We start from the raw sequence: 15,078 nt of genomic DNA on the forward strand, positions 1-15,078 counted from the left end.
AGGCGCGGCAAGTGCGCAAGCCGCCCCGGATCACGCGAAGCGAGACTGTACGAAGCCGACGACTTTCTTGACGTCGCGCATCACAGGTTCCGCGATCGCGGCGGCCTTTTCCGCGCCCTCCTTGAGCACCCGGTCGATAAAGGTCACGTCCTCGACGAGCCGGCTCATCTCCGCGGCAACGGGCCCGAGCCGATCGACGGCGAGCTCGGCCAGCGCCTGCTTGAAGGCGGAGAAGGGGCCGCCGCCGAACTGGCGCAGCACCTCGGCCTTGTCGGTGCCGGCGAGGGCGGCAAAGATGCCGACGAGATTTTCCGCTTCGGGCCGCCCGGCAAGGCCCGCTTCCTCGCTCGGCAGCGGCTCGGGGTCGGTCTTGGCCTTGCGGATCTTCAGCGCCACGGTGTCGGCATCGTCGGTCAGGTTGATGCGCGAATAGTCGGACGGGTCAGACTTCGACATCTTCTTGGCGCCGTCGCGCAGCGACATGACGCGGGTCGCCGGGCCCTGGATCAGCGGTTCGGTCAACGGGAAGAAGGGCTGCGAAAAACCGTGAGCGGCGATGGATTCGGCAAAATCGGTGTTGAATTTCTGGGCGATGTCGCGGCACAGCTCGAGATGCTGCTTCTGGTCCTCGCCGACCGGCACGTGGGTTGCCCGATAGGCGAGAATGTCGGCGGCCATGAGATTGGGATAGGCAAACAGGCCCACCGAGGCGTTCTCGCGGTGCTTGCCGGCCTTCTCCTTGAACTGGGTCATGCGGTTGAGCCAGCCCATGCGGGTGACGCAGTTCAAGATCCAGGCTAGCTCGGCATGCTGGACCACTTGGCTCTGGTTGAAAACGATGTGTTTATCGGGGTCGATTCCGCAGGCGAGAAAGGCGGCCGTCACCTCGCGGGTGTTGCGGGCGAGCTCCTTGGGCTCCTGCCACACGGTGATCGCATGCAGGTCAACGACGCAATAGATGCAATCGAACCGGTCCTGAAGGGCGACGAAGCGGGTAATGGCGCCGAGATAGTTGCCGAGATGCAGGTTGCCGGTCGGCTGGACGCCAGAAAAGACGCGGGTTTTCAGTGCGCTCATGGGCCGGTTCCTCGGCGGCTGGTCGGGGCAAGTTTCGGAGGCGGGTTATGAACAATCGCAAGAGCGAGCGCAAGCCGCTCAGCCGCCGCGCCCGAGCATTTCGCGAAGCTGGCGCAGATCGAAGGCCCCGGTGAGCTGCGCCGCGGCGGCATATAGCCCCATGCCGAGGGCGACGAGAAGCGCCAGCGCCAAGGCCCGCACCACGATCGCCGGCGCGGTCAACCATGCCTCCATCATCCAGGCGCAAAGCCACAGCGCCAGGCCCATGAGGAGGGCGGCGAAGACGATCCGCTGCAGGCGGCTTCGCAACGGCGCGTCGACGGCAAAATGGCCGCGCCTCGAAAGGGTGCCGACAAGCAGCGCCGCGTTGACCCAACCGGCGAGCGAGGTGGCGATGGCGATGCCGATATGGCCGAGGGGAATGAAGAGCACGAGGCTGCCGGCAACGTTCACGGCAACGCTGACGGCGGCATAGCGCATCGGCGTGCGCGTGTCCTCGCGCGCGAAAAAGCCGGGCTGGAACACCTTGATCAACACGAAGGCCGGCAGACCGGCGGCGAAGGCCATCAGCGCCAGGGCCACCGGCCGGACGTCGTCGCTCAAGAAGGCGCCGCGCTCGAACAGCACCTGAATGATCGGCGTTGACACAACGGCAAGCGCGACGGCTGCCGGCAGGGTCAAGAGCATTGCGAACTCCAGCGACCGGTTCTGGCTCCAATGGGCGCCGTCCTCCCGGCCGGCGCGCAGCCGGCGCGACAGGTCGGGCAACAGCACGACCCCGATGGCAATGCCGACGACGCCGAGGGGGAGCTGATAGACCCGCTCGGCGTAATAGAGATAGGATACGGCTCCCGCCTGCAGCGAGGCGATGATGGTGCCGATGACGATATTGACCTGGGTGACGCCGCCCGAAATCACGCCGGGAATTCCAAGCGCGATGAGCCGCTTCACCTGCTTGGTCAAGCGCGGACGGACGATGCTAAAGCGCATGGCGGCGCGGCGGGCGGCGAAGAGCAGCATGGCAAGCTGCAGGAATCCGGCGGCCGAGACGCCCCAGGCCAGCGATTTTCCCGACAGCGCCGTGCCGTCATCGCCGACCGCATAGAGCATCACAAGCACGCCGATGAGCACGATGTTGAGCAGCACGGGCGCCGCGGCCGCCGCCGCGAAGCGGCCCAACGTGTTGAGCACGCCGGAGACGAGCGCCACCAGCGACATGCACAACAGATAGGGAAAGGTGATCCGGGTCAGCAAAATCGCCAGGTCGAACTTTTCCGAGTCCTCGGCAAAGCCCGGCGCCAACAGATACATCAGCCAGGGCATGGCGATTTCGGCGATGGCGGTGACCGCGAGCAGCGTCCACAGCAGCACCGCCGCGGCCTGTTCGGCGAAGCGGCGCGCGGCTGCGACCCCGCCGCCCTCCAGCTCGCGTGCGAACAGCGGCACGAAGGCTGAGTTGAAGGCGCCCTCGGCGAACAGGCGGCGGAACAGGTTGGGGAAGCGGAAGGCGACGAAGAAGGCGTCAGCCACCGGCCCGGTGCCGAGCACGGCGGCGATCAGGATGTCGCGGACAAAGCCGAGCACGCGGCTTGCCATGGTGAAGCCGCCAACGGTGGCGAAGGAGCGGGCGAGACTCATCGGGAACCGCTCTAGGACGCCGCGGCAACGCGGCGGGTCGATCGCGGTTTTGCCTCCTTGTCTCCGCCGCCGACCCGTTCGGGCTCGAGCGCCTCGATCAACCGGCGGGTGATCGTCGCCTGGCGGGCCTGGGAGTCGATCTTGTGGCCGGTCAGATCGGTGACGTAGAAGACGTCGACGGCGCGCTCGCCGTAAGTGGTGATGCGCGCGGAGGCGATGTTGAGGTTGAGCCTGGCGAGCGCCGTGGTCAGAGCGTAGAGCAGGCCGGGGCGGTCGAGGCCGTTGACCTCGATGGCGGTGAAGGTCTCCGACCAGCCATTGTTGATGAACACCTGCGGCTCGACCTGGAAGGCTTTCAAGCGGCCCTTGGGCTGGGCCTTGCGGGCGACCATATCGGGCAGGCGGATCTCGCCGCGCAGCGCCTGCTCGATTCCGCGGGCGATGGTGCGACCGCGGCGCAGCTCGTCGGCCTCGCGCTCGAACTCGCGGTTGATCATGATCGAATCGAGCGCCATGCCGTCGCAAGTGGTGAAGATCTGGGCGTCGGCGATGTTGGCGTCGGCCGCCGCACAGGCGCCGGCGATGATCGACAATAGCCGCGGATAGTCGGGCGCATAGACGGTGAGCTCCGTGATCTCGCGGAAAGCGTCGGAGCGCACCGCGGTGGCGAGCGGCAGCTTGTCCTCCGTCGCCTGCCGAATCAGACGGGCATGGACGAGCTTGCGGTCCAGGTCGACATTGAGCCAGTAGGGCGCATAGTGGCGCGCCGAATATGCGGCGATGTCGGCAGCCGGCCAGTCGGCAAGCGCGACCTTGAGCTCCTCCTTGGCCTCCTCGACGCGCTGGCGCTGGCTTTCCTCGACCGGACCGCCGGCAAGCACCGGGGCGGTTTCGAAATAAAGATTGCGCATCAGCTGGCCCTTCCAGCCGTTCCAGACCCCCGGCCCCACCGCCTTGATGTCGGCGACGGTCAACATCAACAACAGCTTGAGGCGCTCCGGGCTCTGCACCAGCTGGGCGAAATCCTCTATCGTCTTGCGGTCGTTGAGGTCGCGCGACTGGGCAAAACGGCTGAAGGCGAGATGGTGCTTGACCAGCCAGGCGACGGTCTCCGTCTCGGCCGCCGTCAGCCCCAGGCGCGGACACAAGCGCCGCGCCACGCGCTCGCCGGCGGTGGGGTGATCCTCCGGTCGGCCCTTGGCGATGTCGTGCAGGAACAGGGCGACATAGAGGCCGCGGCGGTTCTTGACCTCGTGGATGATCTCGTCGGACAGCGGGTGCTCGGCGGCGAGCCGGCCGGCTTCGATCTCGGCCAGGATGCCGACGGCGCGCAAGAGATGCTCGTCGACCGTGTAGTGGTGGTACATGTTGAACTGCGTCATCGCCACCACCTTGCCGAAATCGGGCACGAAGCGGCCGAGGATGCCGGTCTCGTTCATGCGCCGCAGCACCGCCTCGGGATTGTTCGTCGACGTCAATATGTCGAGGAACAACCGGTTGGCCTCGGCGTCATTGCGCAGGCGCTTGTCGATGAGGGAGAGCGAGCGGTTCGCCAGGCGCACCGCATCGGGGTGCAAGAGCGCGTCATGACGGTCGACGAGCCAGAACATGCGGATGAGGTTCACAGGATCCCGCGCGAACACCTCCTCATCGGTGACATTGATGCGGCCGGCCTGCAAGACGAAGCCCGGCGCCTCCTTGAAGGCGCGATCGAGACGGCGGCGCAGCGGTCGCATGAAGCGGCTCAGCATCGGCGTCTTCTTGACGTGCCGCATCTCCAGCGCGGCGGAGACGATGCGCGTCAGGTCGCCGACTTCCTTGGCGATCAGGAAGTAGTGCTTCATGAAGCGCTCCATGTGCTTCTGGCCGGGGTGCTCGGTGTAGCCGAGCCGCAATGCCATCTCCTTCTGCAGATCGAAGGTCAGCCGGTCCTCGGCGCGGCCGGTCAGGAAATGCAGGTGGCAGCGCACCGCCCACAGGAAATCCTCGCATTTGCGAAAGCGCCGATACTCCTGGCGACTGAACACGCCGCGCTGGACCAGGTCGGCGCCGGTGCGCACGCGGTAGAAATATTTGGCGATCCAGAACAAGGTGTGCAGATCGCGCAGGCCCCCCTTGCCGTCCTTCACATTGGGCTCGACGAGGTAGCGGGATTCGCCGGCGCGCTGGTGCCTGATGTCGCGCTCGACAAGCTTGGCCTCGATGAAGTCGGCGCCGGTGCCCTTTACGATCCGCTTGTCGAAATCCTTAGCGAGCGCGTCGTAGAGCTCCTCGGTGCCCCAGAGGAAGCGGGCTTCCAGGGTCGCCGTGCGCACCGTCTGGTCGGTCTTGGCCATGCGGATGCAATCTTCGACGCTGCGCGTGGCATGGCCCACCTTCTGGCCGAGGTCCCAGAGCGTGTAGAGGATGAACTCGACGACGCTCTCGCCCCATGCGGTCTGCTTGTAGGGGAGCAGGAACAGAAGATCGATGTCCGAGCCCGGCGCCAGGGTGCCGCGGCCATAGCCGCCCACGGCGACAACCGCCATGCGCTCGGCGGATGACGGATTGCGCGCCGGATAGACGTGGGTGACGGCGAAATCGTAAAGCACGCGGACGATCTCGTCCTCGAGATAGGAGAGGCGCGTGGCGCAGACCGTGCCGCGTCCGTCCTCCTTCAGCCAGGCCTCGCACAGCGAACGTCCGCGCGCGAGCACCTCCTTGAGGCGCTCCAGAACGGCGCCGCGCAGCCGCGCCTCGTTGCCGCCCAACTCGCGCACCAAGTCGGTCAGCTCGGCGCGCAGGCGGTCCGAATCGATGATCGCGGTGAGTTTGCGGGTGTGCTTGGTCAATCGTTCATCCAACTGTCGCGCGGCGACGCCGGCCAACTCAAAGCCTAGTCGGCTCCGTCGTCCGACGCCAGTTTGAGCTTGATCCGGTAGACAAGGTCAAGCGCCTCGCGAGGGGTAAGCTCGTCGGGAACGGTCTCGGCGATCAGGTCGAGAACCGCCTGGGCGCGGCCATCGGGCCTGGCGACGGGTTCGCGGGCGGCGCTGAACAGCGGCAGGTCGTCGATCAGCCGGGCGCCGGCGCGCGCCGCCTCGCCCTCTTCCAGCATGGCCAGCACCTCCTTGGCGCGGGCGACGACCGAAGCCGGCAGGCCGGCGAGCTTGGCTACCTGGATGCCGTAGGAGCGGTCGGCGGCTCCGGGCACGACCTCGTGGAGAAAAACCACGTCGCCGCCCCATTCCTTGACCTTCATGGTGGCGTTTACGATGCGCTTCAAACGCTGGGCAAGGCTCGTCAGCTCGTGGAAATGGGTGGCAAAGAGGGTGCGCGCGACATTGACCTCGTGCAGATGCTCGACCGTTCCCCAGGCGATCGACAGGCCGTCGAACGTCGCCGTGCCGCGGCCGATCTCGTCGAGGATGACGAGCGAGCGCGGACCGGCCTGGTTCAGGATCGCCGCCGTCTCGACCATCTCGACCATGAAGGTGGAGCGGCCGCGGGCGAGATCGTCGGCCGCGCCGACGCGGGAGAACAAGCGGTCGACGATGCCGATATGCGCTAATTCCGCCGGCACGAAGGCGCCGGTCTGGGCGAGGATGGCGATCAGCGCGTTCTGGCGCAGGAAGGTCGACTTGCCGGCCATGTTGGGGCCGGTGACGAGCCAGATGCGGCCCCGTTCGACGCCCTCCTCCGTGTCATCGTAGGAGGCCGGGCCGAGGTCGCAATCATTGGCGATGAAGGTCTCGCCGGAGCGCTTCAAGGCCCGCTCGACGACCGGGTGGCGGCCGGCGACGATGCGGAAGGCGAGCGAGCGGTCGATCCTGGGCCGCACATGGCGCTCGGCAACGGCAAGCTCGGCAAAGGCGGAATGCACGTCGAGGCGGGCGAGCGCCGCGGCGGCGGCCTTGACGGCATCGGCCGCGGCCAGCACCTTCTCGCGCAACGCCTCGAAGATTTCGAGCTCGATGCCAAGCGCCCGCTCGCCGGCGGCGGCGATCTTGGCCTCCAGTTCGCCGAGTTCGACGGTGGTAAAGCGCATGGCGCTGGCCAGCGTCTGGCGATGGATGAAGCTCTCGTTCAAGGGCGCAGCGAGGAGCCTTGCGCCGTGGTTCTGGGTCACGTCGACGAAATAGCCGAGCACATTGTTGTGGCGCACCTTGAGCGACTTGACGCCAGTCTTTTCGACATAGCGCGCCTGCAAGCCGGCGATCACCTTGCGGCTCTCGTCGCGCAACGCGCGCTGCCCGTCGAGATCCTCGCGGTAGCCGGCGCGCACGAAACCGCCGTCGCGGGCCATCAGCGGCAGTTCCCCGCCCAGCGCCGCGGCGAGTGCTTCGGCAAGGACCAAGTCGGGCGCTTCAAGGGCCGCGGTCGCCGCGGAAATCTCGGCCGGCAGCGGGGCCAGTCCTTCAGCTTGGCCGATGAGCCCGGCAAGGGCGCGCGCGGTGGCAAGCCCGTCGCGGATGGCGGCTAGGTCGCGCGGGCCGCCGCGGCCGAGCGCCAGGCGCGACAAGGCACGGGCAAGATCGGGGGCAGCCCGCATCCTGGCACGCAGATCCTCGCGCAAACGCTCGTCATCGACGAAAAACGCAACCGCGTCGAGCCGGGAGTCGATCTCGGCCGGATCGGTGAGCGGGCCCGACAGGCGTTCGGCCAATTCCCGTGCGCCGGCCGCCGTTACCGTACGGTCGATGGCGGCGACGAGGCTTCCCTCGGCCTCGCCGCGAACGGTCCGGGTAAGCTCCAGATTGGCCCTGGTCGCCGGATCGATTTGCAGAACGGCGTCCTCCCGCTCGCGGCGCGGCGGCGAGATGGTCGGGCGCTGGCCTGCCTGGGTCAGCTCGACATAGGCGATGACGGCGCCGGCGGCGGCAAGCTCGGCCCGCTCGAAGGCGCCGAAGGCGTCGAGGGCGGCGACGCCGAAATAGTCGCGCAGGCGGCGCTCGGCGGTCGTCGATTCGAAGCTTTCGCGGGAAAGCGGCGTCAGCGCGCACCGCAACCCGCTCCATACCGGCTTCAGCGTCGTGTCCTCATAAAGCGCGTTGGAGAGCAGCAGCTCGCTCGGATCGAGCCGTGCGAGATCGCTATCGAGCGCCGCCTGCGTGGTCTTGGCGAGGTGAAACGCGCCGGTTGAAATGTCGAGCCAGGCGAGCGCCCATTCCTCGCCGCCATGGGCGCGCGCCACCGCAGCCAGATAGTTGGCGCGGCGGGCGTCGAGCAGCGTGTCCTCGGTCAAGGTGCCGGCGGTGACGAGGCGGGTGACGTTTCGGCGCACGACCGATTTTGCGCCCCGCTTCCGGGCCTCGGCCGGATCCTCGAGCTGCTCGCACACCGCGACCCGGTGGCCAAGGCGGATCAGCCGCTGCAGATATTCGTCGGCCGCCTTGACCGGCACGCCGCACATGGGGATGTCGCGGCCCATGTGCTGGCCGCGGCTGGTCAGCGTGATGCCGAGCGCGCGGCTCGCCACTTCCGCGTCCTCGAAGAACAGCTCGTAGAAATCGCCCATGCGATAGAACAGGAGGCTGTCCGGATTGGCCGCCTTGATCTCGATATATTGGGCGATCATCGGCGTCGCACGTCCGGCGTGGCGCGCCGGCCGGACGCTTGCGGGCCGCGCATCGGAGCGCGCCCTGCCGGCCGCCGCCTTTTCGGCGGCCTTGACGCCGGGTTCATCCATCGATCAGTGGCCCCTTTGTACGATCGGACGCCGTCAGGGTAGCAAAAACATCGGCGCCAATCACCGCACTTGGCAATAGGCGATCTTGCCCCGCGACGCCACGTCCGGTTGCGCCCGCAGCCGGTTCCCCGTACACACTCAAAATTTCACCATCCGTCCCGGGCGCCACGGCGCCCGCAGCACGGGTTATCACGAGAGGCAATCATGGCAACGGAGTTCAAGCTGCCCGGCAAGAGGCTGCACTTCACAGACCAGGACGCACTTCAATTTCACAGCGGCGGCAAGCCGGGCAAGCTGGAGATCATGCCGACCAAGCCGATGGCGACCCAGCGCGACCTCTCCCTCGCCTATTCGCCCGGCGTGGCGGTGCCGGTGCGGGCGATCGCCGAGGACCCGACGCTGGCCTTCGACTACACGATCAAGGGAAACATGGTCGCCGTGGTCACCAACGGCACGGCGATCCTGGGCCTCGGAAATCTCGGGGCGCTCGCCGCCAAGCCGGTGATGGAGGGCAAGTCGGCTCTGTTCAAACGCTTCGCCGACATCAATGCCATCGACCTGGAGGTCGATACCGAGGATGTCGACGCCTTCGTCAATTGCGTGCGCTATCTGGCGCCAGCCTTCGGCGGCATCAATCTGGAGGACATCAAGGCGCCGGATTGCTTCGTCATCGAGGAGAGGCTGCACGCGCTTTTGGACATTCCGGTGTTCCACGACGACCAGCACGGCACGGCGATCATCGTCGCGGCGGGGCTTATGAACGCGCTCGACCTGACCGGTCGCGACATGAAATCGGCCAAGCTCGTCTGCAACGGCGCGGGCGCTGCCGGCATCGCCTGCCTAGAGCTGATCAAGGCGATGGGCTTTCCGGGCGAGAACATCGTTCTCTGCGACACCAAGGGGCCGATCTACAAGGGCCGTAAGGAGCGCATGAACAAATGGAAGGAGGCGCTCGCCGCCGACACCAAGGCGCGCACGCTCGCCGAGGCCATGAAGGGGGCGGACGTCTTCTTCGGCCTGTCGGTCGAAGGTGCCATCGACGCCGACATGGTGCGGAGCATGGCCGACAAGCCGATCATCTTCGCGATGGCCAACCCCGACCCCGAGATCACGCCGGAGGAGGTGGCCCTGGTCCGCGACGACGCGATCATGGCCACCGGCCGTTCGGACTATCCGAACCAGATCAACAATATCCTCGGCTTTCCCTATCTGTTCCGCGGCGCGCTCGATGTCCGTGCCACCACGATCAACATGGAGATGAAGATCGCGGCGGCCCACGCGCTGGCGCAACTGGCGCGCGAGGACGTGCCCGACGAAGTGGCCGCCGCCTATGAGGGCAACCGGCCGCGCTACGGGCGCGACTATATCATCCCGATGCCGTTCGATCCGCGCCTGATCCGATATGTGCCGCCGGCCATCGCCAAGGCGGCCATGGAAAGCGGCGTGGCGCGCCAGCCAATCGCGGATTTCGACGCCTACAAGAACCAGCTTTCCGCCCGGCTCGATCCGATCGCAGGCTCCTTGCAGACCATTTTCACCAAGGCCCGGCGGGCGCCGAAGCGGGTGGTGTTCGCGGAAGGCGAGGAGGAGCAGGTGATCCGCGCCGCCTACACCTTCGCTTCGAGCGGCCTGGGCACGCCGGTGCTGGTTGGCCGCGACGAACCGATCCGCGAAACCATCGCCGCGCTCGGACTTGAGCCGCGCGAGGATGTCGAGATTCAGAACGCGCGGCTTTCCAAACGCAACCGCGACTATGCCGAATTCCTCTACACGCGGCTGCAGCGGAAGGGCTATCTGTTCCGCGACTGCCAGCGGCTGGTCAATACCGACCGCAACTATTTCGGCGCCTGCATGGTGGCGACCGGCGACGCCGACGCCATGGTCACGGGCGTGACCCGCGCCTACGCCGCGGTGCTGAAGGACGTCCGCAAGGTGATCGACCCCAAGCCCGGGCACCGGGTGATCGGGCTTTCCATCGTGATCACCCGCGGACGCACGGTCGTCGTCGCCGACACCGTCGTGCACGACATGCCGACGGCGAGCGAGCTTGCCGAGATCGCCCAGGAAGCGGCCGGCGTCGCCCGGAGGCTCGGCTACGAGCCGCGCGTCGCCATGCTCGCCTACTCTACCTTCGGCTATCCGGAAGGCGAGCGCTCCGAGCATGTGCGCCAAGCCGTCAAGATCCTCGACTCGCGCCATGTCGATTTCGAGTATGACGGCGAGATGGCCGCCGACGTGGCGCTGGACACCGAGGTCATGGCGGCCTATCCCTTCTGCCGCCTGTCGGGCCCGGCCAACGTGCTGATCATGCCGGCCTTCCACTCCGCCTCGATTTCGACCAAGATGATGCGGGTGCTGGGCGGATCGACCGTCATCGGACCGCTGCTCGTCGGCCTCGACAAGCCGGTGCAGATCGTGACCTTGGGAGCCAAGGATACCGACATCGTCAACATGGCGGCCCTTGCCTCCTTTGATCTGAGCGGGTGAGGCTCCGGTTCGGAGGCGATCCGCCCGTTTCGCGGCAGGCGCGCAGGGGAAGGCCCCAGGGGCGACACGAGGAGGACATCATGGGCAAGGGCGGAGGCGTGGCATTTTCGCGCTTCCCATCCCGGCACCGCCGAATAGGCGCGGCGACGGCAGCGGCGATGCTCGCCGCGGGGCTGGCGCTGGCGCCGGGCACACCCGCGCGCGCCAATGATTCCTCCGCCGAGCTTGCCGCCGGCGGGCTGAGGCTCACCCACAATGCCGACATCCGCATCGAGGCGGAAGACCTCCATGTCTCGCGGCGGCAGATCCGCGTCTCCTACGTATTCCGCAACCTCTCCGATCAGCCGCAGACGGTGCTTGTCGCCTTTCCTTTGCCGGAAATCGACATGGCCGAGCTCGGCGACGGGGATGTCGGCATAATTTCGGCCGACCCGGTCAATTTCGTCGACTTCACGGTCAGCGTCGACGGCGTTTCGGTGCAGCCCGAGGTGGCGGAGCGGGCGAGCCTGTTCGGCCTCGACGTCAGCGACACGCTCAACCGCGCCGGGCTGCCGCTCAACCCGATGGCCGACGGCGTCTGGCAGCAGATCCTCGCCCTGCCGGAAACAACCCAGAAGGAGCTCGTCGAGGACGGACTGGTCATCGTCGACGGCGATTATGCCCAGCCGCTGTGGCGCTATGGAGTCGTCTTCTACTGGCGGCAGACCTTCCCGCCGGGCCGGCCGGTGCGCATCGAGCATAGCTATGCGCCGGTCGCCGGCGCCTCGGTGTGGTACGAGGAGTTCTTCACCGAGCCCGCGCAGGCGCGCCAATTCTGCATCGAGCCGTCCTTCGCCCAGGCGGCGGTGCGGAAGGCAAGGGCCATGGGCGACACCTATCCGACCATCCACTGGGTTTCCTATATCCTGACCACCGGTGCCAACTGGGCCGGCACCATCGACGACTTCCGGCTTACCGTCGACAAGGGAACGCCCGAAAGCCTCGTCTCGCTGTGCCGCGACGGGATCAAGAAGACCGGGCCGTCCACGTTCGAGTGGCGGGCGGAAGACTATTGGCCCGACCAGGACCTCAAGGTCCTGTTCGTGGAATAGGGCGATATCCGTATCCGGGGGCTCGGGCGCCGGCGAGGCTCCGTTGCCTTCCCTGGTCATCGCGGGCCTTGACAAGACTGCCCTCGGAATCGGCAAAACTTGTTCTCGGGCTCGCGAAGCAAGACCCGGGGGGCAATCCATGCGGCGCTGGCACACCCCCACCCAGGTTCGGGTAAGCTCGTGCTTCGCACTCGCCAACCCTTCGCATCCCTCCCCCGTCAAGGGGTTATCGTATGCACACATCTCAAGTGAGCCCCCCAAGCCATTTCGAAAAAGCGAGTCTTTCCAACAAATGCGAAGGCACCGGATACTGACCGTTTCTCCTAAGGTAGGGCAGATAAGTTATTGGAATCATTGAGGTCAAAAGATGTGTGAATCCGATAGCCCGTCAAGGGGGAGGGGGATGGTTTCTTTGGCCGCATCCTTCGAGACGCGGCTCGTTTGGTCCCTGTCGTGGCTTCGCCCCACGCACGCTCGTCACCCCGGCGAAGGCCGGGGTCCAGTAGCAGCGTCGGCAAGGGACTGCCGCCCTTTTCCTGGATTCCGGTATGCGCCGGAAAGACGGATTGGGCAGCGACCCTGCCACACGACCACACTGTCAAAGAGCAAACGAAAGCCGCCCCTGAACCAAGGGCAAGCTTCGCCGTTGCCGCGATCCAATCAGACTCGGGTTTTGCCATTTCTTCTTCCTGGTCGCGCCCTACCGGCGCTCCCTGCCTCTTGTTGTCATCCCGGCCGCAGCGAAGCGGAGAGCCGGGACCCAGTAACCCCCAGCGTCAATGACTGAACTCCGAGGCTACTGGGTCACCCGGTCAAGCCGGGGCATGACGAATGAGGGTTGTTTAAGGCCATGCCACCCACCAAAGCGTCGTCCCCGAGCAGTCGGGGACCCATTGGCATCGCCTCTTGCTTAGTCCTGAGAGAATGATCGACCGAGTCCGCCCCAACCAAGGCCAATGGGTTGCCGATGTCTCGGGAAGGACGGGTTGAGGCAAGGCGGGCGACGGATCGGCTAGACCGAGCGTTGGAGCATCATCTTCTTGATTTCGGCGATGGCGAGGGCCGGGTTGAGGCCCTTGGGGCAGGCCTGGGCGCAATTGAGGATGGTGTGGCAGCGATACAGCCGGAACGGGTCGTCGAGCTGGTCGAGGCGCTCGCCGGTGGCCTCGTCGCGGCTGTCGATCAGCCAGCGATAGGCCTGCAGCAGGATCGCCGGGCCGAGATAGCGGTCGCCGTTCCACCAGTAGCTCGGACACGAGGTCGAGCAGCAGGCGCACAGGATGCACTCGTACAGCCCGTCGAGCTTCTCGCGGTCGGCGCGCGCCTGCGGCCACTCCCGCTCCGGCTCCGGCGTCGTGGTCTTGAGCCACGGCTCGATGTCGCGGTACTGGGCGTAGAAGCCGCTCAAATCCGGCACCAGGTCCTTGACCACGGCCATGTGCGGCAGGGGATAGATCTTCACCGGCCCCTTGATGTCGCCGAACTCGCGGGTGCAGGCCAGCGTGTTGAGGCCGTCGATGTTCATGGCGCAGGAGCCGCAGATGCCCTCGCGGCAGGAGCGGCGGAAGGTGAGCGTCGGGTCGACCTTGTTCTTGATCCAGATGATGGCGTCGAGAACCATCGGCCCGCAATCCTCGGTGTCGACAAAGTAGGTGTCGAGCCGGGGATTGCCGCCTTGATCGGGATCCCAGCGATAGATGCGGAACTCGCGCAGCCTGCCCGCGCCTTCCGGCTTCGGCCAGACCTTGCCCTTCTTGACCCTGGAGTTCTTGGGAAGCGTGAACTGGACCATTCTTCAATCCCGTATCGTCAGAGCGACCGGGCGCCGGCCGGCGCCCGCGTCAAACCCGTGTTGCCGCGGGTGCGGAAGTTCTGCGTATAGCCGCGCGCCTCGCATTCGCCGATGCAATCGAAGTCCCAACGATCGCGGCTGAGGTGCTCGACGACCAGAGCCTCCGGCCACAGCCGTTCCGGCGCCTCGCGGAAGAACGGTCCGAGGACGCGGTCCTCATAGCCTTCGACATCGATCTTGACGGCGCGAATCGCATCAAGCCGCTCATCCTCGATCAGGAGCCGGAGCGTGGTCATGGCGACGGCGATCGCGTCTTCGATGCAGGCCGTTGCGATCGCGCTCGCGCCGAGATCGTCGGCGTCGGGCCGCAAATAAGCCCTGCCCGCTCCGTCCCCGAGGGCGACTTCGACGGCGCGAATGTCGATACCGCGCCGGGCCCCGTCGAGGCCGCGGAAATTATACGCCATGCGGCGGAACAAGGACGGGTGCGGCTCGATCGAAACGATGGTCGTGCCGGCGGCCGCCTCGCCGGCGAGGAACAGGCTGAACAGCCCGACATTGGCGCCGATGTCGACGAAGACCCCGGGCGCTTCACGGAACAGATCCGCAAGGAAGGCGAATTCCCGCCGGTTGAAGCGATCCGGCCTGAACAGCGCCTTACGTTCACTGACATTGCCGGCCGGATAAAGCCTGAGCGGCGCGCCCCAGCGCTCGACATCGACCGGATCTGCATGAAGCCGCTGGAACAGGGCACCGGCGAATTTGCGCATGCGCCCGCGCCCAAGCGGCGTGTGGCGGGTGCACCAGAGCAGCAGCCGGGCGGCGCCCACCGGCGCGTAATAGCCGAAGGACGACTCATCGTCGACGTCCGCCGCGGCAGCGGGAAGCCTTGCCGCGGCACCTTCCCGGCGGTTCGATATGTAGCTGTCGGATATAGCGGCCACCGAAGTTCCCCGACCCGTCGACCCACTGCGGCTACCGGCCGGCGCAGCGCGAGGGCGCCGTCGTCATGAAATTGGCCGCCTGCATCATCTCGTCCATGGTCATCGCGCCCTGGATGCGGGCGATCTCGGCCTGGTTCTTGGTCACCTGGGCGGCGACGAAGGCCTGCTGGGTGTCGTTGAGCTCGACCGCCGCGGTGTTGGAAATGCACTTGCAGCCGCTGGCGGAAAAGCCAAGCTGCGGCCCGCATTCTCGCTCCAGCGTATCGAGATGCTCCTGGGTCGCGAGCGCCGGGGCGGCAAGACCGGCACAGGCGATCAGGATCGCCGAAACCCTGCAAAATCGCCGGGTCATTTTGTTCTTCCTCCCAAAAACGTTTGCCT

9 protein-coding genes are annotated in these 15,078 nt (G+C 66.4%); 2 read left to right on the forward strand and 7 right to left on the reverse strand.

Annotation, left to right across the window (positions count from 1 at the left end; all coding sequences use genetic code 11):
* Nucleotides 1–30: 30 nt before the first annotated feature.
* The 4 genes from trpS to mutS all read right to left on the reverse strand — a co-directional run bounded on the left by trpS (nucleotide 31) and on the right by mutS (nucleotide 8,272).
* On the reverse strand, nucleotides 31–1,077 hold the full coding sequence (gene trpS / locus Q8P46_04245) for a tryptophan--tRNA ligase (protein ID MDP2619375.1): 1,047 nt from the start codon (nucleotides 1,075–1,077) through the stop codon (nucleotides 31–33).
* Nucleotides 1,078–1,155: 78 nt separating this feature from the next.
* Nucleotides 1,156–2,715 (reverse strand): murein biosynthesis integral membrane protein MurJ, encoded by a 1,560-nt coding sequence (murJ, locus tag Q8P46_04250; protein MDP2619376.1) that lies wholly within the window; start codon nucleotides 2,713–2,715, stop codon nucleotides 1,156–1,158.
* Between the two features lie 11 nt (nucleotides 2,716–2,726).
* Nucleotides 2,727–5,546, reverse strand: coding sequence for a [protein-PII] uridylyltransferase (locus Q8P46_04255; GenBank protein MDP2619377.1), 2,820 nt, complete (start codon nucleotides 5,544–5,546; stop codon nucleotides 2,727–2,729).
* 44 nt (nucleotides 5,547–5,590) lie between these two features.
* Nucleotides 5,591–8,272, reverse strand: coding sequence for a DNA mismatch repair protein MutS (gene mutS / locus Q8P46_04260; GenBank protein ID MDP2619378.1), 2,682 nt, complete (start codon nucleotides 8,270–8,272; stop codon nucleotides 5,591–5,593).
* Nucleotides 8,273–8,587: 315 nt separating this feature from the next.
* Here mutS and Q8P46_04265 point away from each other — a divergent pair, with 315 nt between their 5' ends.
* Nucleotides 8,588–10,870: an NADP-dependent malic enzyme gene (locus Q8P46_04265; protein MDP2619379.1), complete on the forward strand. Its 2,283-nt coding sequence runs from the start codon at nucleotides 8,588–8,590 to the stop codon at nucleotides 10,868–10,870.
* Between the two features lie 80 nt (nucleotides 10,871–10,950).
* Nucleotides 10,951–11,961, forward strand: coding sequence for a DUF4424 domain-containing protein (locus Q8P46_04270; GenBank protein ID MDP2619380.1), 1,011 nt, complete (start codon nucleotides 10,951–10,953; stop codon nucleotides 11,959–11,961).
* A 1,012-nt stretch (nucleotides 11,962–12,973) separates the two neighbouring features.
* Here Q8P46_04270 and Q8P46_04275 read toward each other — a convergent pair.
* Genes Q8P46_04275 through Q8P46_04285 form a run of 3 tightly spaced genes read right to left on the reverse strand, consistent with a single transcriptional unit; the run spans nucleotide 12,974 to nucleotide 15,049 of the window.
* Nucleotides 12,974–13,753: a succinate dehydrogenase iron-sulfur subunit gene (locus tag Q8P46_04275; GenBank protein MDP2619381.1), complete on the reverse strand. Its 780-nt coding sequence runs from the start codon at nucleotides 13,751–13,753 to the stop codon at nucleotides 12,974–12,976.
* A gap of 17 nt (nucleotides 13,754–13,770) precedes the next feature.
* The gene (locus tag Q8P46_04280; protein MDP2619382.1) at nucleotides 13,771–14,697 is read right to left on the reverse strand and encodes an FkbM family methyltransferase; all 927 of its coding nucleotides are present in this window, start codon (nucleotides 14,695–14,697) and stop codon (nucleotides 13,771–13,773) included.
* Nucleotides 14,698–14,728: 31 nt separating this feature from the next.
* A complete protein-coding gene (locus Q8P46_04285) occupies nucleotides 14,729–15,049 on the reverse strand; it encodes a hypothetical protein (protein MDP2619383.1) in 321 nt (106 codons plus the stop codon).
* Nucleotides 15,050–15,078 lie beyond the last annotated feature (29 nt).

The organism is Hyphomicrobiales bacterium, assembly GCA_030688605.1.
Classification (GTDB): Bacteria; Pseudomonadota; Alphaproteobacteria; order Rhizobiales; family NORP267; genus JAUYJB01.